At 45.0% G+C, this 21,760-nt stretch carries 17 protein-coding genes and 1 pseudogene; 7 read left to right on the top strand and 11 right to left on the bottom strand.

Annotated features, from left to right (window positions below; translation table 11 throughout):
* Positions 1-6: 6 nt before the first annotated feature.
* Positions 7-2,265 carry a DNA internalization-related competence protein ComEC/Rec2 gene (locus P4S59_RS05280; protein ID WP_337168053.1) on the bottom strand — a complete coding sequence of 753 codons (2,259 nt, stop codon included), beginning with the start codon at positions 2,263-2,265 and terminating at the stop codon, positions 7-9.
* 8 nt (positions 2,266-2,273) lie between these two features.
* On the opposite strand from P4S59_RS05280, the gene P4S59_RS05275 reads away from it, so the two are divergent.
* Positions 2,274-2,783, top strand: coding sequence for a DUF2062 domain-containing protein (locus P4S59_RS05275; RefSeq protein ID WP_005390643.1), 510 nt, complete (start codon positions 2,274-2,276; stop codon positions 2,781-2,783).
* Positions 2,784-2,932: 149 nt separating this feature from the next.
* Here P4S59_RS05275 and lolE read toward each other — a convergent pair whose 3' ends face one another.
* Genes lolE through lolC form a run of 3 tightly spaced genes read right to left on the bottom strand, consistent with a single transcriptional unit; the run spans position 2,933 to position 6,088 of the window.
* On the bottom strand, positions 2,933-4,177 hold the full coding sequence (gene lolE / locus P4S59_RS05270) for a lipoprotein-releasing ABC transporter permease subunit LolE (protein WP_337168052.1): 1,245 nt from the start codon (positions 4,175-4,177) through the stop codon (positions 2,933-2,935).
* 2 nt (positions 4,178-4,179) lie between these two features.
* A complete protein-coding gene (gene lolD / locus P4S59_RS05265; RefSeq protein WP_337168051.1) occupies positions 4,180-4,887 on the bottom strand; it encodes a lipoprotein-releasing ABC transporter ATP-binding protein LolD in 708 nt (235 codons plus the stop codon).
* A complete protein-coding gene (gene lolC / locus P4S59_RS05260; RefSeq protein ID WP_213910967.1) occupies positions 4,880-6,088 on the bottom strand; it encodes a lipoprotein-releasing ABC transporter permease subunit LolC in 1,209 nt (402 codons plus the stop codon). The genes lolD and lolC overlap by 8 nt, the downstream gene beginning before the upstream one ends.
* A gap of 249 nt (positions 6,089-6,337) precedes the next feature.
* On the opposite strand from lolC, the gene P4S59_RS05255 reads away from it, so the two are divergent.
* The 4 genes from P4S59_RS05255 to P4S59_RS05240 all read left to right on the top strand — a co-directional run bounded on the left by P4S59_RS05255 (position 6,338) and on the right by P4S59_RS05240 (position 11,864).
* A complete protein-coding gene (locus tag P4S59_RS05255) occupies positions 6,338-6,907 on the top strand; it encodes a hypothetical protein (RefSeq protein WP_025766933.1) in 570 nt (189 codons plus the stop codon).
* A gap of 5 nt (positions 6,908-6,912) precedes the next feature.
* Positions 6,913-10,374, top strand: a complete 3,462-nt coding sequence (gene mfd, locus P4S59_RS05250; RefSeq protein ID WP_337168050.1) for a transcription-repair coupling factor — start codon at positions 6,913-6,915, stop codon at positions 10,372-10,374.
* 7 nt (positions 10,375-10,381) lie between these two features.
* Entirely contained in the window at positions 10,382-11,152 is a 771-nt protein-coding gene (locus P4S59_RS05245; RefSeq protein ID WP_074191059.1) for a peptidoglycan binding protein CsiV, read from the top strand.
* Positions 11,153-11,315: 163 nt separating this feature from the next.
* The gene (locus P4S59_RS05240; protein WP_048626173.1) at positions 11,316-11,864 is read left to right on the top strand and encodes a GNAT family N-acetyltransferase; all 549 of its coding nucleotides are present in this window, start codon (positions 11,316-11,318) and stop codon (positions 11,862-11,864) included.
* Positions 11,865-11,948: 84 nt separating this feature from the next.
* Here the strand turns inward: P4S59_RS05240 and P4S59_RS05235 are convergent, their stop codons facing one another.
* The 7 genes and pseudogenes from P4S59_RS05235 to hinT all read right to left on the bottom strand — a co-directional run bounded on the left by P4S59_RS05235 (position 11,949) and on the right by hinT (position 18,166).
* Complete coding sequence (locus P4S59_RS05235; protein WP_005390626.1) at positions 11,949-13,238, bottom strand: NAD(P)/FAD-dependent oxidoreductase; 1,290 nt, start codon at positions 13,236-13,238, stop codon at positions 11,949-11,951.
* A 538-nt stretch (positions 13,239-13,776) separates the two neighbouring features.
* Positions 13,777-14,316, bottom strand: coding sequence for an alpha/beta hydrolase YcfP (ycfP, locus tag P4S59_RS05230; protein ID WP_012842003.1), 540 nt, complete (start codon positions 14,314-14,316; stop codon positions 13,777-13,779).
* Between the two features lie 75 nt (positions 14,317-14,391).
* A pseudogene (gene thiK / locus P4S59_RS05225) lies at positions 14,392-15,272 on the bottom strand (thiamine kinase).
* A 24-nt stretch (positions 15,273-15,296) separates the two neighbouring features.
* On the bottom strand, positions 15,297-15,887 hold the full coding sequence (gene lpoB / locus P4S59_RS05220) for a penicillin-binding protein activator LpoB (protein WP_005378467.1): 591 nt from the start codon (positions 15,885-15,887) through the stop codon (positions 15,297-15,299).
* Positions 15,888-15,953: 66 nt separating this feature from the next.
* Entirely contained in the window at positions 15,954-16,346 is a 393-nt protein-coding gene (locus tag P4S59_RS05215; RefSeq protein WP_005390620.1) for a YcfL family protein, read from the bottom strand.
* On the bottom strand, positions 16,346-17,743 hold the full coding sequence (locus P4S59_RS05210) for a COG3014 family protein (RefSeq protein WP_065645411.1): 1,398 nt from the start codon (positions 17,741-17,743) through the stop codon (positions 16,346-16,348). Before P4S59_RS05210 ends, P4S59_RS05215 begins: the two co-directional genes overlap by 1 nt.
* Before the next feature lie 72 nt (positions 17,744-17,815).
* Entirely contained in the window at positions 17,816-18,166 is a 351-nt protein-coding gene (gene hinT / locus P4S59_RS05205; protein WP_005390611.1) for a purine nucleoside phosphoramidase, read from the bottom strand.
* Positions 18,167-18,433: 267 nt separating this feature from the next.
* Here hinT and P4S59_RS05200 point away from each other — a divergent pair, with 267 nt between their 5' ends.
* Both P4S59_RS05200 and P4S59_RS05195 read left to right on the top strand, forming a co-directional pair.
* Positions 18,434-20,425, top strand: a complete 1,992-nt coding sequence (locus tag P4S59_RS05200) for a methyl-accepting chemotaxis protein (RefSeq protein WP_005390610.1) — start codon at positions 18,434-18,436, stop codon at positions 20,423-20,425.
* A gap of 163 nt (positions 20,426-20,588) precedes the next feature.
* On the top strand, positions 20,589-21,749 hold the full coding sequence (locus tag P4S59_RS05195; RefSeq protein ID WP_005390608.1) for a DUF1887 family protein: 1,161 nt from the start codon (positions 20,589-20,591) through the stop codon (positions 21,747-21,749).
* Positions 21,750-21,760 lie beyond the last annotated feature (11 nt).

Here is a 21,760-nt window from a genome sequence, read left to right as displayed (position 1 = left end):
AGACTCTCATTCTACTCCCTTACGCAGCATCTGCCTATACCAAGGCTCAAATGTATCGCTACGTTTGGTTTCTGAGCGCCAATTATCACGGTGAATAGAGAAGCTTACCTGACCATATTCCCCAGTATCAAGCCAAGTAATGTCAAGCTTGCGATATGCTGCAACAACATGTTCTGCCGGCATTCCCCATTGATTATTTTTTGCCAAAGAAGCAACGGCCACACTCGGGTTTACCGCCTCAATAAAGCGAGGATTCGACGAACTTTTACTACCATGATGAGGGACCAACATCACATCACTTTTTAACTTTTCAGGCTCCCTGAGCAAGATCCACTCGCTAATGGTCTCAATATCACCAGTAAAAAGCATACTGAACGTAGAAATAGGGTCGGTAAGACGTAGCACACAGGAGTGCGGATTATATGCACGTTGAACAACAGCAGGAGGCCAAAGTACTTCTATATTTAACCCTTGCCATTTCCAATGATCGCCGCGAGTACAAGACTCATATCCGATAAAATTTTGGCTACTGAGTTTGCGCTGTGGCGAAAAGGAATCTTCAATGAACAAGCGTCCTCCTGCATGGTCATTGTCGGAATGGCTGAGGATCATCGTATCGATGCTTTCATAACCTCGTTTATGCAAGACCGGAGTGACGACCTGCTCCGCAATGCTGCCATTTTGCCATGCTTTACCTGTATCATAGAGCAACACTTTATCGTCTTTTTCTACAATCACCGCAAGGCCATGGCCCACATCTAGTACATCAATGCGCCAATGTTGCTGATCATATTCCGATGTGAGCTTAATACTAATTACAATGCCAAGTAACAAACACCACGCGTACTGAAACATGAATCGTTGAAACACCAAGCAAACAATTCCCGCCAGAATCAACCCTGTCATTTCTATACTAATGGGTTGCCAGGAGCCTATCGCGTACTGAATTGACGTGCTCAATGGCTGCAATGACCAGTCCACCAACTGCCACAGAGACTTTGCTATCATTTCAAGAAATAAAGATGAGAACAGGGCCAGAAACATCAAAGGCACAACGATAAACCCGAACCAAGGAATAAACGCCAAGTTGTATGCAATTGATGACAAACTGAAACCAGAAAAGTAATAGCCACTAATAGGCACGATTAACACACTCAACATCAATTGAGTAAGCAGTAGCACTTTTAACTTCGCCTTCCAGCCCCCGTTTTGATGCCGAATCAAATTGATTGCGAACAACACTGCGCAAACTGACAAATACGATAACCAAAAACTCATGCTATACGATGCAAAAGGTTGAACAAGCAGTTGTAGCGCTACCGCGAGCAAAAGTACCCGCCAGGAAGCCCAGTGCACTAAGGTATATTTGAGAACGACGTAAATAATACATACCGACACCGCGCGGGTAGTAGGTAATGAGAAGTCCGCTAACCAAGCATAGGCAACGGCAAACATCAGCCCACAGAAGCTAGGCAATAGCTGGTATTGAGGTAACGCATAACGAATGGCACCGCCCACCACTAGCCCAAAAGTAAACGCCATACCAATATGTAAGCCCGAAATCGAGACCAAGTGCAGTAAACCACTGTCTCTGAGTGCTTGCCAATCCTCCTTAGATAACCAAGAGCGATCGGCAAAAACTAACGCATTTATTAACGAGAAATGATGAAGGGAGGACACATCCTCCGAAACATCAGCGATAATGGCTTGGCGCAAAGATGTAGTAGAACGAATAATCCAGGTAACATCCTTGTTAACAACACCGCGTGCGATAATACTTTTACCCATTGCGTGCTTTTCGGCGTCAAAACCAGCTTCGTTACGTAGGCCTGTAATCGGCTTTAACGAGACAGATGTCGTAAACTCACTGTTAACATCGAGTGGAAAAGGCGTAATAAGACGGATTTTAGGTTTAAGAAAAGGTAACAGAGTTTGAGAATTTACCTTTTTTAGAGCCACAATGCCTTCATATCCGTGACTTATTTGCGTAAAAGGGCTGTCAACTTTACCAATTATGGTAATATTCTCCCCTGCTTGAAAAAGGGCTTGTCTCTGAGACTCCAATACATTGCCGTGGACGATGACAACCATAAAGCCCGCAATTGCGCCTATGCTAATTAAGCCACGACGTAATTTGATTATTGAGCCAGTGGTTATTATTCCCAGCAGCAACCAACGCCAATCTGGTATTGTCGGCCACCAAGCTGACGAAATTACGCTCGCTACAAATAACGCCAAGGTCCAACTTTTTTCTGAGAGAGTCATGCTGTCCTATGCCTAGAAAGCTGATAAAACGCTTCATGCCAGATCATGAATTGATCAAACGCCAAAAAGCATTGAAGGTCTTCGGCAATGTGTTATACAACCCGAACTTGTGGTGTTTAAATCGTCGCTCGGCGTCTGGGGCTTTTGCTGTCGGGTTATTTATGGCATTTGTTCCGCTACCAAGCCAAATGATCATGGCTGCAGGTTTGGCAATCATGCTTGGCGTCAATTTACCTCTCTCCGTCGCTTTGGTATGGATAAGCAACCCTATTACCATGCCTGTGTTATTTTATTTTGCGTATAAGCTTGGCGCTTTAGTGATGCATGTTCCTCCGCAACCTTTCCACTTTGAACTTTCATGGGAATTCATCATGCAACAGATGAGCACTATTGGCCCTCCATTCTTATTAGGCTGTGCTATCTGTGGTGTTGTATCCGCGATTATTGGCTACTTCGGCATTAGAGGGCTTTGGCGCTACTCAGTGGTTCGGAGCTGGCAGAAACGCAAAATAAGATAAGACGTTACTGCATAAAAATCAGCATTTGCGCTATCAGATGAGGGGCACCTAACAGTTAGAATGAAACACGATGTCGCTCAAGTTGGATAAATACAAAAAAGGACCGAGTTCGGTCCTTTTTTGCTTTTCTCGTATTGTAAAACGGTTGGTTATTTAGAACTCAGCACCGCTGCTGGATTTAACTTCGCGGCGCGAGAAGCGGGATACCACGTTGCAAGCAAACTCAAAACTATCGCCGTCACCGACACCAATGCTACGTCTGGCCAGTGTAACTGTGATGGTAAGAAGTCGACGAAGTAAATATCACCCGATAAAAACTGATGACCAATTAAACTTTCTAGCACTTTTATTAACGGGGTTAGATTTAATGCCACTAATACACCGATAACACTGCCTACGAGACTGCCAAATACACCAGAGAAGACTCCTTGCCAAACAAAGATACGTTTGACTAGGCTATCTTTTGCTCCCATAGTTCGCAAAATTGCAATTTCTGCGGCTCGATCTTTCACTGCCATCATCAGCGTAGACACAATGTTAAAACACGCCACGCCAATCACCAGTACCATCACCAAGTACATAATAGTGCGCACGAGTTGTATATCGCGATACAAAAAACCAAACTTTTGCTGCCAGCTTTTCAAATACACGTAAACATCCACCATGCTACCTACCTCACGAACAATAGAAGGCGCATTGAGAACATCATCCGTTTTTAGTGAAATGCCAGTGACCCCTTCCCCTAACCTTGCGTACTGCTGAGCATCCGCTAATGGCACTAACGCTAAAGAGTGGTCTATTTGGCCATTCAACGTTAAGAACCCTGACACCTTCACGCGCACACGCTTGGGAGCCTGCACTTTGTTTGCGCCGCCTGCTTGCGGAATCATCAACGTAATGTAATCCCCCACGGCGACATTTAGCTCGTTTGCTACACCTCGGCCTAAGATCACTTGCTGCTGACCGGCATAAAAGTTTTGCCAAGCTTCTTGGTCGATAAAATTCGATAAGCTCGACACCGCTTGCTCGAAAGTAGGCTCTACGCCACGAACTTCTATCGCTTTTAGCTTACTGCCTTTTTCTGCTAAGCCCGTAAAACGAACGTACGGTGCTGCCGCAACAACATGTTCATGGTTTAGGGCTTGATTCATCGTTTTGGTGTAGTTATGAAGCGGTCCATTAACACCTTCCAACTCGCCGTGTGGAATAACTGACAACACACGCGATTGCAGCTCGCGCTCAAAGCCATTCATTGCAGAAAGACCGATAATGATCACGGCTACACCAACCGCAATGCCAATCGTTGAAGAAAGCGAAATGAAAGACACCATCTTGTTGCGCTTTTTCGCTCGACTAAAGCGACCACCAATCATCAATGCTAAAGAGGTAAACAAAACTAGCCCTCCGCAGACGCAGTATCAGTCACAAAACGATCTACGAGCAAACCATCTTGCATGTGCATTTGACGATCCATTTTCGCTGCCAGCTCTTTGTCATGCGTGACAACTAAAAATGCAATGTTTGACTCTTTATTGAGCTCGCGCATCAAATCATAGATAGACAGTGCCGTATTGTGATCTAAGTTCCCCGTAGGTTCATCGGCCAAAACCAGATCAGGCTTATTCACCAATGCACGCGCAATCGCAACACGTTGACGCTCACCGCCCGATAACTCAGAAGGCCTGTGTTGCATCCGATGACTCAAACCAACTTTATCTAACAACGCTTTAGCCGCCTGTTTTGCATCCGCTACTTTAGCGCCACCAATCATCAGTGGCATCGCCACGTTTTCAAGCGCAGTAAAATCAGCTAACAAGTGATGGAACTGGTATACAAAACCAAGGTGCTTGTTGCGTAAAGCCGCCTGTTTATTCGAACTTAAAGCCGCTAGGTTTTGCCCTAGAAAATCAACTTCACCATGAGTTGCGTCATCTAACGCCCCTAAAATATGCAATAAGGTACTTTTTCCAGAACCAGAAGAGCCAACAATAGAAACCAGCTCCCCTTTATCGATATCGAAACTTACGCCTTTCAACACTTCCGTATCTAACGAACCCTCTCGGTAGACTTTACGAATATCACGACATTCTAATAGCTTATTCATAGCGAAGTGCCTCAGCAGGTTTAACAGAAGATGCTCGATAAGAAGGATAAAGCGTAGCAGCAAGGCTAAGAGCAATCGCCAACACCACCACTAAAAGAATTTGCAGTGAATCAATCAAAATAGGTAGATGACCACCGAAACTGAATAGCGCCACACCGGCAGATTCAAGAATCGCATTCAGGTTAAGTGACAAGATCACGCCCGCAGCGCCACCGACAATCGCGCCAATTACACCGCTGCTTGCCCCTTGTACCATGAAAATGGTCATCACTTGAGATTGAGTCATGCCTTGAGTTTTCAATATTGCGACTTCTGATTGTTTCTCCATCACCACCATGATTAAAGCGGAGATAATATTGAATGCAGCGACACCCACAATTAGACCTAGCATAAGTCCCATCATGTTCTTTTCCATTTTCACCGCTTGGAAAAGCTCACCACGCTGTTCACGCCAATCACTCCATTGCCACCCATCAGGCATGGGTTGGTCAGCAAAATCCGTCACCATAAATGGGTCAGAGAAAAAGACACGCCAACCAGAAACCGTGTCTTTAGGGAAACGCATCAGCTTAGATGCATCCGTCATGTTCACAATCATTAATTGACCATCAACGTCCGATCCCGTATTGAAAATGCCTGAGACAGTAAAGTTTCGCTGGCTAGGAATACGACCAAGTGGGGTAAACTGCGTCGCGTTGGTCACCATCAAGCGCACTTTATCCCCGATTGAGACCTTTAGTGAACGCGCCAAACTGTGACCCAAAAATACATTGTAGTCACCTGCTTGAAGTGACGATAATCGTCCGGCAATCAAATGGTTGCTAATCGGATCGCCTTTCTTAGGTTCAATACCGATGAGGTAACCAGCCGTCAGCTGTGCAGAACTCTGAATAACAGCCTCTCCTCTAACGATAGGCTCCGGTTCAGATTCACTCGACATCGCTTGAACAAATGGAGGAGCAGACTCGGTCATAGGCGTTTTTCCATCGTGTTGCGAAACAACGGCATGAGGTAGCACACCTAAAATGCGTTCTTTTAACTGCGATTCAAACCCGTTCATCACAGAAAGAACCGTCACCAACGCCATTACACCGATCGTAATACCCGCCGTCGACATATAAGAAACAAATCGGCTGAACCTATCTCCAGAGCGTCCCCGAAGATACCTTAAGCCAATAAACAATGAGATAGGATGATACATATAAGACAAACCAACTGGTTGTTTTGATATAAAGCTTTAGCAGATTATCTTACCTTACTCTTCTCATTAAGAAGACAAGAGAATCGCTAAATTTGTCAACGACATGCAATAAGTCTGTATTTAGGGCAAAAAGTTCAAGGACAAATCGGCTAAACTTGATAACTTCATTCAGTTAGCGATAATCAGTGCCCTATTTCTCTTTGTTTGTTGAGTGAACAGGGAGCGCTCACTGGCAAAAGGATCGACTATATGACAGAGCAAGAATACTTTACCGTCCATCATAACCTCACCATCAACGTCGAAACGTTGAGTGAGGACTTTGCTTTGCCAGATGAAGAAACCTTTGTCTCCGAAATTCCAGCACCATTTATTGTCGCCAGTGAATTTAGTCACTTAGATATGTTGGCAGACAACGCGCGTCTAGAGCTGAAAAACAAAGAGTTAAAGCATGTGATCAACTTGCTTGATACGCAAAACGCGAAACTTAACCTCTTGTTGAGCTTTATGCTTTCACAACAAGATGACGCCTCCATTCGATATCAAACGACGCAGTTTGGTGCTAGTCAACTCAGTTTCCGCTCAGATACAGCGTTAACTACTCAACAACTCGTTCGTGTTAAACTGTTCCTCGATCACCCTGCTGCGGCGATTTACTGTTACGCTCAAGTAGAAGAATGTGATGCTTCAGAGCAGGATTTCATTATCACGCTTAGATATAAGATGCTCCGAGAATCTGATCAAGATTTACTGATAAAGGCGGCACTGTATCAACAACAAAAACTTTTACGTCAGCGCTCGATGGAGCGAGATAAAAAATAATTCCTATGACAAAAGCAACGATTCTTTCCGTCACCAATCCTTCTGAGCGTGGCGACAAAAAACAGCTAGGTAATTTACCGGGCGCAGCTCTACCTCTAGCTATTGCTGAGCTAGCCAAGCAGCATTCGAGTCACTCGCTACTCGTCGTGCCTGACCCGCAAATCGCTTTAAAGCTTCAAGCGGAGATTGAACAATTCACCGACCAAACAGTAAGCCTGTTCCCTGATTGGGAAACGCTGCCTTACGATAACTTTTCTCCGCATCAAGAAATCATCTCTGAACGTATCGCGCGCCTATACCAACTGCCAAGCCAACGTAATGGCATAACCATCGTCCCGGTCAGTACAGTATTGCAACGCCAATCGCCACGTGATTTTCTGTTGCAACACACTTTAATGGTGAAAACTGGTGATCGACTCTCGCTTGAGAAACTACGTGTACAACTTGAAAATTCGGGCTACCGCCACGTAGACCAAGTATTTGGGCCAGGTGAATACGCGAGCCGTGGGTCGATTCTGGATCTCTTTCCTATGGGCAGCGATGACCCGTATCGCATCGACTTCTTTGATGATGAGATAGATACCATTCGCACGTTTGATCCAGAGAACCAACGCTCTATCGACGATATTCAGCAAATCCAATTGCTGCCTGCACATGAATTCCCAACCACTAAAGAAGCGATTGAGGATTTCCGAACACGTTGGCGCACCCAATTTGAAGCACGCCGAGAGCCAGAATCGATCTACATGCAAGTGACCAAAGGCACTTGGCCCGCTGGTATTGAGTATTGGCAACCGCTGTTTTTTGACCATACCGAGACTTTATTTGAATATTTGCCAGAAGACTCTCAAGTAATCACATATGGTGATATTGAATCTGCGGTCGATACTTTCTTAACCGATGTCGAATATCGGTACGACCAGAAAAAAGTTGATCCACTACGTCCTCTTTTGACTCCTGAACAACTTTGGCTGAAAAAAGACGAACTCTTCAGCCAACTAAAACAGCTCCCTATGGCTCAATTGAGCCTAGAGAAAGTGGTTAAGCGTGCTGGTCGTCAAAACCTACCAGTACAATCGTTAGCCGAGCTTGGCGTTCAGCAACAAAATAAAGAACCGCTTTCGCGTCTTCGTCAATTCAGTGAGCAATTCAGCGGCAAAATTGTTTTCTCGGTAGAGTCAGAAGGTCGTCGTGAAGCACTAACGGAACTGTTGCAAGGCATCAAAGTTCGCCCTGTCGTACATGGCTCACTTTACCAAGCTCTAGATTCGGGTGATCGCTTCAGTTTGATCTTAGGCGCTGCAGAGCATGGTTTCATTCACGAAGAGCTGAACTTCGCTCTGATCTGTGAAAGTGATCTTCTCGGTGACCGCGTTATCCAGCGACGCCGCAAAGATAAAAAAGCAGTCAACAGTGACACCGTTATTCGCCACCTTGCGGAATTGAAACCCGGTCAACCCGTGGTTCATATTGATCACGGTATTGGCCGCTACATCGGTTTACAAACACTTGAAGCCGGTGGCATGAAAACGGAATACGTCACCCTTGAGTATCAAAACGATGCCAAGCTCTACGTACCAGTTTCATCACTAAACCTTATTAGCCGTTATTCAGGCGGTGCTGAAGAAAGTGCACCACTGCATAAATTGGGTGGCGAGGCTTGGGCAAAAGCACGTCGTAAAGCAGCAGAAAAAGTGCGTGATGTCGCGGCTGAGTTGCTGGATGTTTACGCTAAACGAGAATTAAAACCGGGCTTCAAATTTGAGCTAGATCGTGGGCAATACGCAACGTTTAAAGCAACGTTCCCATTTGAAGAAACGGATGACCAAGCGATGGCCATCAATGCTGTCTTGTCTGACATGTGCCAAGCAAAAGCGATGGATCGTCTAGTGTGTGGTGACGTGGGCTTTGGTAAAACGGAAGTCGCTATGCGCGCAGCATTTGTCGCAACGGATAACAGTAAACAGGTCGCCGTACTCGTACCGACAACCCTGCTTGCTCAGCAGCATTTCGAAAACTTCCGTGACCGTTTTGCCAACTTACCAATCCGAGTTGAAGTACTGTCTCGTTTTAAATCGGCCAAAGAACAAAAAGTCATTTTGCAAGACGTTGCATATGGTAAAGTCGATATTGTCGTTGGTACGCATAAGCTGCTTTCGAGCGACATTAAATTCAAAGATTTAGGTTTGTTGATCGTTGATGAGGAACACCGCTTCGGAGTTCGTCAAAAAGAAAAAGTCAAAGCAATGCGTGCGGATGTGGATATTCTTACCCTCACCGCAACACCAATTCCACGTACTCTTAATATGGCCATGAGTGGCATGCGCGATCTGTCGATCATCGCGACACCTCCAGCGCGTCGTTTAGCCATCAAAACCTTTGTTCGTCAAAGAGAAGAATCTGTGGTCCGTGAGGCGGTACTGCGTGAAATCATGCGTGGTGGTCAGGTTTACTTCCTGCACAATCAGGTAGAGACTATCGAGAAAACTGCGGAAGACTTGCAAAAGCTGATTCCTGAAGCACGAATTACCGTGGCACATGGTCAAATGCGTGAGCGCGAACTGGAGCGCATCATGAATGATTTCTACCATCAGCGCTTTAATGTGTTGGTGTGTACAACTATTATCGAGACCGGTATCGACGTACCAACGGCGAATACCATTATTATGGATCGTGCAGACAACCTTGGTTTAGCGCAACTGCACCAATTGCGTGGCCGTGTTGGACGCTCTCATCATCAAGCCTATGCTTACTTATTAACGCCACATCCAAAAGCCATGACCAAAGATGCTATCAAGCGTCTTGATGCGATTGCTTCACTGGAAGACTTAGGCGCAGGCTTTACTCTAGCAACTCACGACTTGGAAATCCGTGGGGCTGGTGAACTGCTTGGTGACGAGCAAAGTGGGCAAATTCAATCGGTTGGTTTTACACTGTACATGGAAATGCTGGAACAAGCAGTCCAAGCATTGAAAGAAGGTAAAGAACCTTCTTTGGACGAGCTGCTTCGTGAACAAACTGAAGTTGAAATGCGAATCCCAGCGCTCTTGCCAGACGATTACATCCCGGATGTGAATACACGACTGTCGATGTACAAACGTATTGCGAGCGTTACGAGTGGTGAAGAACTCTCAGAGCTCAAAGTGGAACTTATCGATCGATTTGGACTGCTTCCAGACGCGACGAAGAACTTACTTGCTGTCTCAGAATTGAAAATTTCGGCTGGTAGCCTAAAAGCGAAAAAGATAGAAGCCCATGATAAAGGTGGATTTATCGAGTTTTACCCTGATGCTGACATAAATCCAGCGTATTTGGTTAAACTGCTGCAATCACAGCCGCAAAAATTTGCAATGGAAGGTCCAACTAAGTTCAAGTTTAGCGTACCATTGGCGGACCGACGTAAACGCATTCAGTTTGTTCAAGACTTACTGAATGATTTTAAACAGAATTTATTACCAACGAGCTAATAGTCGAATGAGAATACTGATCCCGTTATTGCTTCTATGTGTCTCAATGCCTTCTTGGGCACAGCGTCAATTTGATATTGAAGTGATCATTTTCAAGCGAGCAGTCGACGCTGAAAGCACCACTGAATCTTGGCCGAATCAACTGCCAAAAATCGATATGGAAAATGTCGGCAGCTTAGAGAGTGAATCATACCGTCGCTCTAAAGGCGTAACACTACTGCCACGCTCATCTTTCCGCCTGAATGCGCAAGAAGCAGCATTAAACAACCACGCTGGGTTTAAAGTGCTTAAACACGTAGCATGGCGTCAAGGTGACCGAGGCAAATCTAGCGCCCCAATTTTCCGTATTGTTGGTGGACGAGATTTCTCTGATTCTTATCACGCAGATGGTAGTCCAATCAATGGCAGTACTCAGACATTTTCCACTGACGGTTACAGTGAAGAGACAGTCAACGGTCCTTTGTATGAACTAGACGGTCGATTCCAAATTTACGTGCAGCATTATCTATTCGCTGAAACGACACTAGATCTGCGCGAGCCAAGTGTTAGAGAAGTGCGTTTTGAACCAACTTCAACCGAGCAATTGGCGGATGATTTAGGTGAGGTCGATGGTAATGTTCAAGTGGGTAACTTGGCGGAAATCTCCCCTACAATAACAGAAGAAAAGTTCCTCAAGAGCTACCGAATGGATCAAAAACGCCGTATGCGTAGTAGTGAGACTCATTACCTAGACAACCCATTGATGGGCATGATCATTCAAGTTCGTCGCGTTCGATAAGCACGAGTGATTCAACAAAGCGCAGCATTTGCTGCGCTTTGTTTTTATCTGTTATGTCCTCAGTTATTCCTAACCAACGCAGAGCAAGGAAAATAACTGCGTTACAGTATGAAATAGACAGTTTTCAAATTACTTACACTCAACATGGAAGTCGTATCAGTTCATGAGTCCAGATTTTGAAATCATTGCGCCCCGCTTAGCGCTCAAGCTCATCCCTTCTGAAGAAGCTCACTTACTACAACGTTTGCTTGCAGAGTCCCCTTCCCTACACCAGTGGCTAGATTGGTGTAATCAAAACGTTACGTTGAAAGATGCACAGGACTTCCTGTTGGCAACCCGACTTAACTGGGTAAAAACAGAAGCTTTCGGTTTCGGTATCTATGAGCGACAAAGTAACACTCTAGTAGGAATGGCCGCCGTAAACGAGTTATATCACACGTTTAATATGGCAAGTATTGGCTACTGGGTTGCTGACCGCTATCAACGACAGGGCTATGCTCAAGAAGCCGTTAGAGCCTTGGCTGAATTCTGCTTTGCAAAGCTGAGTTTAACTCGACTGGAAATTGTCTGTGACCCCGACAACGAAGCAAGCCAAACCTTAATTGAGTCAGTCGGTGCACAAAAAGAAACCATCGCCAGAAACCGGTTTATTTTTCATGGTAAGCCTAAGGATGGCGTTGTGTACTCACTTTTACCGGCAGATCTAACATAAATAAAAAGCCACCGACTTGCGGTGGCTTTTTATCTTTCGAAGATACAGCATCCGCGCAATCCGCGTAGATGTGAATTTGGCGTCTTAGTGAAGCTTAAGGTTTGGACGCAGTACTCGGTTGATACGGCCCACAAGCATCATCAGTCCGGTTTTAAATACGCCGTGCAACGCCATCAGGTGCATTCGATATAACGAGATATAAACGACACGTGCAATACGGCCTTCTACCATCATCGACCCTTTGGTTAGGTTGCCCATCAAACTACCAACGGTAGAGAAACGGCTTAGAGACACCAATGAGCCGTGATCTTTATACACATAATCTTTCAGCTCGCGTCCGTTGATCTTCGCAACGATGTTGCTGAATGCTTGGCTTGCCATTTGGTGCGCAGCTTGCGCACGTGGTGGAACAAACGAACCATCAGCCTGAGTACATTGTGCTAAGTCACCAATAACGAAAATGTCATCATCACGCGTCGTTTGTAGTGTATTTTTCACTACCAGCTGGTTGATACGGTTCGTTTCTAAACCAGCGATATCTTTAATAAAATCTGGTGCTTTAATACCCGCAGCCCAAACCATGATTTGTGCCGGGATCTTCTCACCATCTTTCGTGGTGAGGCCATCTTTTTCAGCTTTAGTCACCATGGTTGCCGTGCGTACATTTACGCCCAACTTCACCAGCTCCTGATGAGCAGCAGAAGAAATACGTGGAGGTAACGCTGGTAGAATACGCTCACCTGCTTCAATCAGATTGACGTTCAACTTGCTAGAGTCAAGATCGCCAAAGCCGTAAGTGCGCAGCTCTTTAACAGCATTATGTAACTCAGCTGATAGTTCAACGCCAGTTGCACCAGCACCAACAATCGCGATATCCACCGTACCGTTACCGTTTTTCGCGTGCAGTTTTAGGAACTCATTGTTCATTTCTGTGCGGAAACGGTGCGCTTGTTCTGGACTGTCTAGGAAAATACAATTCTCACGAACGCCAGGAGTGTTGAAGTCGTTTGATGTTGAACCAATCGCCATGACCAGAATGTCGTATTCTAGCTCGCGGCTTGGCATCAGAAGCTCACCATGCTCATCTTTAAGCTCACTTAAGATGATCACTTTACGTTCGCGGTCGATGTCTTGAAGGCTACCCATTTGGAAGTCGAAGCTGTGGTTTTTTGCATGAGCTCGATAACTCAGAGCATCCACCCCTTCGTCCAAAGAGCCAGTTGCAACTTCATGCAATAATGGCTTCCACAAGTGGCTCGCTTTACGATCTACTAGCGTAATTTGCGCACGGTTCTTGCGACCTAGAGTTCGGCCAAGCTTAGTTGCCAACTCAAGACCACCAGCACCGCCGCCTACAACGATAATGCGTGTCACAATGATTTTCCTCTACAAAAATGAATATATGGGGTTCAGCTCGACATATGGCTCACAGACATGCTGTGCCGTACATCCAACCGATGAATTCTTGGTTCTTAGAGGTGTCTCAATTTATTTGGATTAAAAACTGCTGCCTAATTTTATTCTTTATCTATCAATAACTTGTTAGGAATCAGCATATTTGTCTGGTACGCATACGACGCCAGAGATTTTTGGGCAAGTTTATTACTCGCTCTCAATTTTTTTTGATATTTATCAAATTATTTTAGTCTGGTTCATTATATAGAGACGTACTTTGAAGGCAACCAAAATCCGTGTGACGAGTACGGATTGACTACTTTTCGACTACTCTACAACAAGGTATTCGTGCCACATAGGATGGAAGTAAGAAAACGGTAAGGAGAACACAATATTCTAAGCGCTAAACCAAGAAAATGAGGCCTTTAAAGAGAAAGTGACTCGGCATACTCACAAGAGGGGGCGCAGCAAAGCAGCCGATAAAAAATGCCGCTTTACTGTTCACACTCAAACACTCTTAAGTATTTTTAAATGCCTTCATCGCTTGTAAATGGTGAGAGATCTTTTTGAACTTGTGGGACTGCGTTTCGTCCCAAATGATTTGATAGTATTTTTCTAACTCAGCTGCAGTTTTCGCATTGTCATGCACTTCATCATCTTTGGATAAAATCACCAAGCAGTGCGCCTGATTTTTCGCTCGGAACTGATCAACACATTTTGTTGCGATATCTTCGTACTCTTCTGGGCGATCGATTCGACCAGCCATCGTTTTTTCTGGGTGCAAGTTCGGGTTAAACATCACTTGTTTGATACCGCATAGAAAACCAATTCGTTCAGACCAATAACCACCTAAACCAACCCCACAGATTAACGGGTTTGGATCATCAGATTGATCGATAACTTTAGACACCTCTTTTAACAAGTGTTGCATGTCGTGCTTTGGGTGAAGGGTGCTGTAATTGATAAAACGAACGTCGTCGTCGATGAATTGCAGTTGAAGAACTTTTTCGTGGTTACCCGGGCTTGTACTGTCAAAGCCGTGTAAGTAAATAATCATGTGTACCTCTCCCTGTGTGTATCTGGTACTTTTATTAAAACTACCACTATTTCCTTACTGTTAAAGGGGAAAATATCACGAGTTCTCAAAACAGTGATCTTCCATACACAATGAGCCTTTCAACTCATGCGCACTGTTTAAGTATTGTTCATCTCCCCACAATTTATAGGCCAGTAGATACCAAAGCATCGCCATCACTAGGGTTCTTGGCTGCCACTCCTGTACACCACTTAACCAAAGAGACGTATCGTCGATACCTCGAATTTGGCAATACTGTTTCACTGCCTCTTCCACAGGCGCATCCGCGACTTGAATAGTCAAGGTCAAATCAAGCCTAGGGTCAGCAATACCAGCATACTCCCAATCAATGACTTTCACCCCACTCTCTCCCCGAACGAGGTTGTAACACCCCAGGTCAAAGTGACAAAGAGCTAGTGGAACCGGCGCTACACTCGGTTCCGTGCGCCACTTCATGTATAGAGCCTCAAATTCCGTATCCGCATACTGACCATCAAGCTCAAGCCAATAATGATCGATGCGAGAAATATAAGAAAATGGAACCAAAGGGAGCGCACTGATCGGGTGCTGATGAATGGTCGCCGCAATGGATAATAAATCTCTTACTGGTAGCCCTACATCCGAAAGTGCTTGCCCTTCGATCCATTCCACCAGTAAACCTTGCTCGTGGATAAATACTGGCTTGGGGCCAATTTCTAATGAAGAGATAGCATTCAGAACTTGATATTCATTGTGGCGAGAAATTGAAAAAGCCTTGCAAACATTACTGGTCGGTCGCCAGATGTATACAAGGCCTTGAGAGGATTCCAACCGCCAACAACGGTTGGTTAGCCCCCGGTAACGGTTTGAACTTTTACCGGAGGCTCAGTAAAGAAGCCATCGAGAGCATTAAGACTCGGATCTAACTGTTTTGCTTGTTGCCAAGAAAACCATGCCATTGATGACTTCTCCATCAGTATCGATTAAAGACCGAATAAGCTCTTCGATTGCGCTTTACGAATTTCCGTTTCATCCGCCCACTCAATCAAACCTGTTTCTAGGTCCATTAGGCGCATGGTCATCTTGTAGTATACATCTTTATCGCTACCTGCATTTTTGACGATGCTAGATAGGTTACCGTAAAGCATGTATTGCGCACCCACCATTTTACCAAATTGGATCGCTGTGCTTTGGTTAACCAGCTCATCCGTGTTTTGGAAGTTAAGCTGTTCACGCACAGACTCAACACGGTCCATATCAACAAAGCGGAACTTACCAGAGTTCAGCATCTTAGTAGAAATAGTGTCGGTAATGGATTCAGTGTCAATGTGTTCACTGGTCTTGTTCTTAATTCGCTCAACAAAAACGATAGGACGTTGATCACGAGTAATTGCTGCTACAGAACCCGACATCATCATGCTATCCACCATTTCAGCCGCGATTTTTTGTAAATCTGTTGAGCCAAAATCGATAGTTGTGGTTTCTGTTGCTTGCGCATCGCCGTAAGAGACTTTGTTAGAACAGCCACCCAAAATGACGGCAAGACCTAAAAGAGCAATAATACTTTTTTTCATGAGAGTTCCTTAGTTTTTCAATACCAGCGCATCGTTAGCGCGGCAGCTTCGGCAAAGCCGTTAAGATTAATTGTCTTGTGCTTCTCTAATTTGAACACGGAATTTGGTGCCATTTGGATTCACAGTAACTTCAGATAACGTGACTTGCTCAAACCCTCGCACAATCATTTTGCGCCATGGGCCAGGCTTGGTATTCACTTCTAAACCATTATTGTCATACCAATAGAAGCGGTAAAGAATGTGCTGGTCACCTTTATAGTTACTGCTTAGTTGCACCACTCCACGTGGACGATCATCAACGTAAGTGGTGGTGATGTTGTCAACTAATAAGCGACTACCCAAAACGTTATCATTAAAAAATACTTTTTGCGTTTGACCATCAATTCGAATACCAGCCGTGTTTTCGGCGCATCCAACTAAACCAATAGCCATTGCTAAACAAATAAGCCATGCTTTCATTACAGTCTCCCTAGCTGTTTATGCCACACGGTTGAGTGTGTTCCCTGACGAGATACCCATACCAATGTAGTCTGCTGTGCAGGCACTTCAAACTGATAGGTTTGATCACCCAAGTTTAAACTTTGTGTTCCCGGTTTCACGACTTTTGATGCCGTTTTCACTTGCGCTGGTAATGTTTGCCAACTTCTCGTATCCGGCTGCTCGGTCAATGTGTTCCATACATTGAAAAGTATGTTACCCACATCATCGCCTTTTTTCGCTGCCTCTTTTCGGATTCGATCTTTTGCCCAAACGCGAAGAGCTTGACGGATCACCATTGTAGTCAGACGTTCATTAAGATCGTTTTGTGCCATCGCATTAACATCAGTCAGCGTGCTAGAAGGCAATACCTGACCATTTAAAACCACATCGCTAAAACGTTGAGCACCCCGATTCGGATAATAAGGAAGCGCCAACGAATAAATGGCCCCATTATCGCGACTGTCGTAAATCGGTAGATCAATACGCCAACCTTTCAAAGCCTCCACAACGCCTTGTTCATCAATAACGATGACTCGACCTTGAGACTGAGTTAACCCAGAAGGTGCTTTACCATACCGTTTCTCTAGCATGCGTAAGTCTTCACGCATGCCTAGTTTCTTAGCGGCGTACAACGTGCTTTCAACAACTTGTTTGTTGTCTGGCATCACAGCGAGTGCTCGTCGGTAATCAACATAAGCACTGTTTAAATCTCGTGACGCTTCATATAACAAGCCAGAAAGATAGAACAAATAGCCGTTTTGTACTGCGCTTAGTTTTTTACCAGCATCAGGGTAGCTCGCCAACACACTGCCTAAATTGGCAGACATGCCTTGCTTTTTCAGGTCTTTTTCTGCTGCTTTTAGTTCTTTTTCACGCGCCTTTCTTGCCGCTTCCTGAACTTGATTGGCTCGACGCACTTCAACAAGCGCCCCTTCCAAATCGTTTTTCTGTAAATAGTTTAGCCCGAGATAAAGGTGCAGAAAGCCTAGTTCATAATCGGCGGGATGATAATCTTGGAGATTGTCGTTCACTGCGAGAGAGCCGACGCTCGTTGCCGTTTCTGACACAGAAATAGTCGCGCGATCTTGCTGAACACGAACGGCACGATCACCATTTTCCAGCGCTTTCAAACTTGTCGGGTAATCTTCAGCAAGAAAAGAAATACGGCCCTTTTCAAAGTTGCCAAGTATCTCGCCACCCACTTCGCTCGATTGAAGTTGTTTCGCTTTCGCATATTCCCCGGCAACAACGGCTTGATAAACTTCTTGATTCTGGTCGCTGTAGTGACTAAACAGATTGCCCGCAGACAAATTCGCGCAGCCAGAGGCCATTAAAGCCCAGCTCATCAGCCCTAACAGCTTTACACCTAGTTTCACATTTATCTCCACAAATGTGTCATTCGACAGGAAAAAGAAGTGGGTGAACTGCGCCACCCACTTTTTTAAAGCTTAGCTCAATACCATTGGACCTAGAGGACGACCGCCTAATAGGTGCATGTGAATATGGTAAACCTCCTGGCCACCGTGCGGGTTACAATTAACGATCAGGCGATAGCCGTCTTCCGCAATGCCTTCCTCTTTCGCCAGTTTTTTAGCAACAGTGAACAAACGCCCCATCATTGCTTCATCTTCAGCTTCAACATCATTCGTTGTTGGGATCAATTTATTCGGAATAATGAGAATATGGCTCGGTGTGCGCGGGTTAATATCGCGAAACGCAGTCACCAACTCATCTTGATAAAGAATATCGGCAGGGATTTCCTTACGAATAATTTTACTAAAGATCGTTTCTTCCGCCATGAGGACTCCATTTTATAAAGGTAATTAGACCCCAATTAGTATGCGCCAACCAAAAGCGGAGCTCAATAAAAACAGTGTTCACTTAACATTATTAATCAAACGCTAATTAACGAAGCTTTTTTTGTCGTGTGCGTCATAAAATGCGCGTCACAAACTCAATACAATCCAATGAATTTTGTTACTTTTTTAAGACAATTATTATTTTTATACCCAAGTAAGCTCAAAATTCTTGGGTAGCTTGTCTATTTTGGGAGAGGAAGCTCACTTATGCGAGGTTCAGTTATTAAAAGGATGTATGCGGGCTTTGCTCTGATCATCATCCTATTTGCCGTCACAATTGCCATTATGATGGGAGGAATGAGTGATATTCACGGGAAGTTTGGCACCGTGTCTAAATCATCCCTACCTCTGGTATCGTTATCTAACCAAACCAGTGTTGAACTGCTTTCTGCCGACAAATCGTTTAAAGATTTTCTGACGACAGAGAATAAACAACGCATGGATGAAATGCGTCAGGAATTTGCTAGATCTCAACAACGTTTCGAATCCACTTTGGCTCAACTGGAAACTGCAAGCCAAATCTACCCCTCTCTTGCCGAACCGTTTTCACAATTAAAAACGTTAGAGCAGAGCTATTTTACTGAAGCTCTTGAAGCCATGGACAACTACGAAGCAATGTTCGCTGCGCAAGAAAAAGTGCAAAAATCGTCACGTCGCTTCCAAAAGCTGAATACCGAGTTGTCGGTCGGCCTTAAAGAATATGTGGCAGATCAAACCAGCATTTCTGTCAAAGTCATGGCGAAGAGTTACTTCATTAAGCTAAAAGATGCCGAAGTGATAACCTCTGATGCCCTCGCCAGCTCTGATCCTGAGTTTGTTACGCAAGCCGTGACCAAAAACCGCAAAGCAGTGACTCATTTGAACTATGCTTTCCGTGGTTTAGTTACTCAATTACCTGAACTAAAAACAGCGTTTGGTGAGTCGGTAGAACAATTCACACGCGATGTGGGAATGCGTGGAGGTGTCTTAGACCAGCACAATAATTACCTCAATGCTCGTGCAGCGCTATACAACAACATCGCCAACCTAGCGAATAAAGTTGATTCAACGATGGCGATTCTTGAGCAATTTACGACAACCGCAACGGATAAACTTAATGAATCGTTAGCAGACGCTGGTGACATTTATTCTGCGGGTGTGACGAAAGCAATCATCATTGGCGTTGTTGTCGTGTTACTTGCCACAGCGATTGGCTACCACATCGCGCATAGCGTTCGCGAACCATTGACTCGTATTCTAAAAGTGCTTGAAAGCCTGACTGAAGGTGACATGACACAACGTATCGATATTCGCTATAACAACGAGTTCAGCCGAGTGAGTGGACACATTAACTCACTAGCCGACAGTCTTCACGAGATCTTAGTGAAACTCAACGAAGCATCAGAGAACCTATCTTCGACCGCAGCAACAAACGAAAGCACGTCTTCGCAAGCGCAAAGCAAATTAAGCTCACAACGCGAGCAAACAGCAAACGTTGCGACCGCAATGACGGAAATGTCTCACTCAGTGCAAGAAGTCGCTCAAAGTGCACAAGGTTCACTAGAAATGGTGCAGCGTGTCGAATCTGCTTCTGAAGAAGGCAGAAATGTCATGAGCAGCAATATCTCGACCATAAATCAACTGGAAACGCGTTTGAACGAATCCGTTTCCGCTGTCTCTGAACTGCAAAAAATGAGTGGTCAAATTGGTTCTATCCTCGATGTGATTCGCAACATTGCTGAACAAACTAACCTATTGGCATTGAATGCAGCAATTGAAGCGGCTCGCGCTGGCGAACAAGGTCGCGGCTTTGCGGTAGTGGCCGATGAGGTGCGTGTGCTTGCATCCAGAACCACTCAGTCCACCACTGAAATTGAATCGATGATCAGTAATCTGCAATCCAGCTCTCAGTCAGCAAATCAAGTGATACAAAGCTGCATGAGCGATATGGAGATGTCTGTTGAGCAAGCATCAAAAGCGAACAGCTCAATGGAAGAGATTCAAGCGCTAATCATCGAAATCAGCCAAATGAGTACGCATATTTCGCAAGCGGCAGCAGAGCAAAGTGAAACCTCAGCAGACATTGCACGCAGTATTGAAGATATCAATAGTATCGCCGATGAAAGCTTCCAAGCTATGTCGAGCATCGCACAGACCAGTGAATCCCTGACTCACTTGGCTCATCAGCAGAATGAATTGGTTCACCGCTTTAAGTTATAAATAATTTATAAATTTGAGCATTAATTAGTGCAATCAACTGTATAAGGGCGACTTTTTGTTAAGTCGCCCTTGTTTTTTATCAGCCATGTCTACATATGATTAATATGGCCAGCTCATCCCCTTGCACATCTCTTTTCGAGCGGCCTCATAAAAAGGAAAATCTATGGCTGTTCATGTTGGTATTATCGACCAAGACCCAGTGAGATTGGTCACTCCTCTATTAGATAATCGTACGCTAAGCACACATATCGTCTTCATCGGAGACAAGAGCCAGTTAGATATATTTGACCGACTGAGTGCCGTTTTAGAGCAACGAGACATTACTTCCGAATTTTTTGAAATCCCATCCGCCGTCAATACTTCGCTGATCAAACAAGCGATTCAAAAACTGGCAAAAGATCTCCATGAGCGCGGCGAAGATGTGAAATTGAACGCCAGTTGCGGTCTTCGTCATCGCTTATTGTCTGTGTACGAGGTTTTCCGTACCTATCGCTGGCCAATTTTTGTGGTTGAGCCAAGTAGCGATAAGCTTTGCTGGTTATACCCAGATGGCAAAGAAGATACTCAGGTCGAAGACCACATTACGATTGCTGACTACCTCACTATCTTCGGCGCACGCGGCGAGTTCCACCACGTTGATTTACCTCCTCTTCTTGATAAAAAACTGTATGAACTTGGTGAACGCTGGGCCTCAAATGCGCTTGAACTTGGTCCAGGCTTAGCGACTCTTAACTACCTTGCAACCACATGCCGCAAAGAGCAAAAACTTGATGTGGAGCTTTCTGAAAAGCAACAAGGCTACCGTGAGCTCAACATGCTGCTTTCGGACTTAGTGGAAGCGCAAATCGCCACTTATGAGAATGGTGTTCTAACGTTTGCAGATGAAGATGCACGCCGCTTTTCAAACGGTGAATGGTTAGAGACTCTGGTACACAGCACGGTCAAGCAAATTCAAGATACGATGCCGACGATTCAAGATCGCTCTTTGAATGTTCAGGTTTATCGCAAACTTGGGGAAAGTGAAGTACGCAATGAGTTGGATGTTGCAACAGTGGTAAACAACAAGCTCCACATCATTGAGTGTAAAACCAAAGGCATGCGAGATGACGGCGATGACACCTTGTACAAGCTAGAATCCCTCAGAGATCTGCTAGGTGGTTTACAAGCACGTGCAATGCTGGTGAGCTTCCGACCGCTTCGTCACAATGACATTACTCGTGCAGAAGATTTGGGGCTAGCTCTGATTGGCCCTGATGAGCTTAAAGACTTAAGAACGCACCTAACGGCTTGGTTTAAAGACGCAGGTGGCTCGGACGAGATCTAACATCAGCGATA

This window comes from Vibrio sp. M60_M70 (assembly GCF_037162085.1).
Taxonomy (GTDB): Bacteria; Pseudomonadota; Gammaproteobacteria; order Enterobacterales; family Vibrionaceae; genus Vibrio; species Vibrio diabolicus.
This window is presented reverse-complemented; position numbering and strand designations above follow the sequence as displayed.

What these genes read in the sequence shown, in the direction of transcription:
- P4S59_RS05280 (WP_337168053.1), bottom strand. Translation starts at nt 2,265, where the DNA reads ATGACTCTCTCAGAAAAAAGTTGGACCTTGGCGTTATTTGTAGCGAGC.
- P4S59_RS05275 (WP_005390643.1), top strand. Translation starts at nt 2,274, where the DNA reads ATGCCTAGAAAGCTGATAAAACGCTTCATGCCAGATCATGAATTGATC.
- lolD (WP_337168051.1), bottom strand. Translation starts at nt 4,887, where the DNA reads ATGAATAAGCTATTAGAATGTCGTGATATTCGTAAAGTCTACCGAGAG.
- lolC (WP_213910967.1), bottom strand. Translation starts at nt 6,088, where the DNA reads ATGTATCATCCTATCTCATTGTTTATTGGCTTAAGGTATCTTCGGGGA.
- P4S59_RS05255 (WP_025766933.1), top strand. Translation starts at nt 6,338, where the DNA reads ATGACAGAGCAAGAATACTTTACCGTCCATCATAACCTCACCATCAAC.
- mfd (WP_337168050.1), top strand. Translation starts at nt 6,913, where the DNA reads ATGACAAAAGCAACGATTCTTTCCGTCACCAATCCTTCTGAGCGTGGC.
- P4S59_RS05245 (WP_074191059.1), top strand. Translation starts at nt 10,382, where the DNA reads ATGAGAATACTGATCCCGTTATTGCTTCTATGTGTCTCAATGCCTTCT.
- P4S59_RS05240 (WP_048626173.1), top strand. Translation starts at nt 11,316, where the DNA reads ATGAGTCCAGATTTTGAAATCATTGCGCCCCGCTTAGCGCTCAAGCTC.
- ycfP (WP_012842003.1), bottom strand. Translation starts at nt 14,316, where the DNA reads ATGATTATTTACTTACACGGCTTTGACAGTACAAGCCCGGGTAACCAC.
- lpoB (WP_005378467.1), bottom strand. Translation starts at nt 15,887, where the DNA reads ATGAAAAAAAGTATTATTGCTCTTTTAGGTCTTGCCGTCATTTTGGGT.
- P4S59_RS05215 (WP_005390620.1), bottom strand. Translation starts at nt 16,346, where the DNA reads ATGAAAGCATGGCTTATTTGTTTAGCAATGGCTATTGGTTTAGTTGGA.
- hinT (WP_005390611.1), bottom strand. Translation starts at nt 18,166, where the DNA reads ATGGCGGAAGAAACGATCTTTAGTAAAATTATTCGTAAGGAAATCCCT.
- P4S59_RS05200 (WP_005390610.1), top strand. Translation starts at nt 18,434, where the DNA reads ATGCGAGGTTCAGTTATTAAAAGGATGTATGCGGGCTTTGCTCTGATC.
- P4S59_RS05195 (WP_005390608.1), top strand. Translation starts at nt 20,589, where the DNA reads ATGGCTGTTCATGTTGGTATTATCGACCAAGACCCAGTGAGATTGGTC.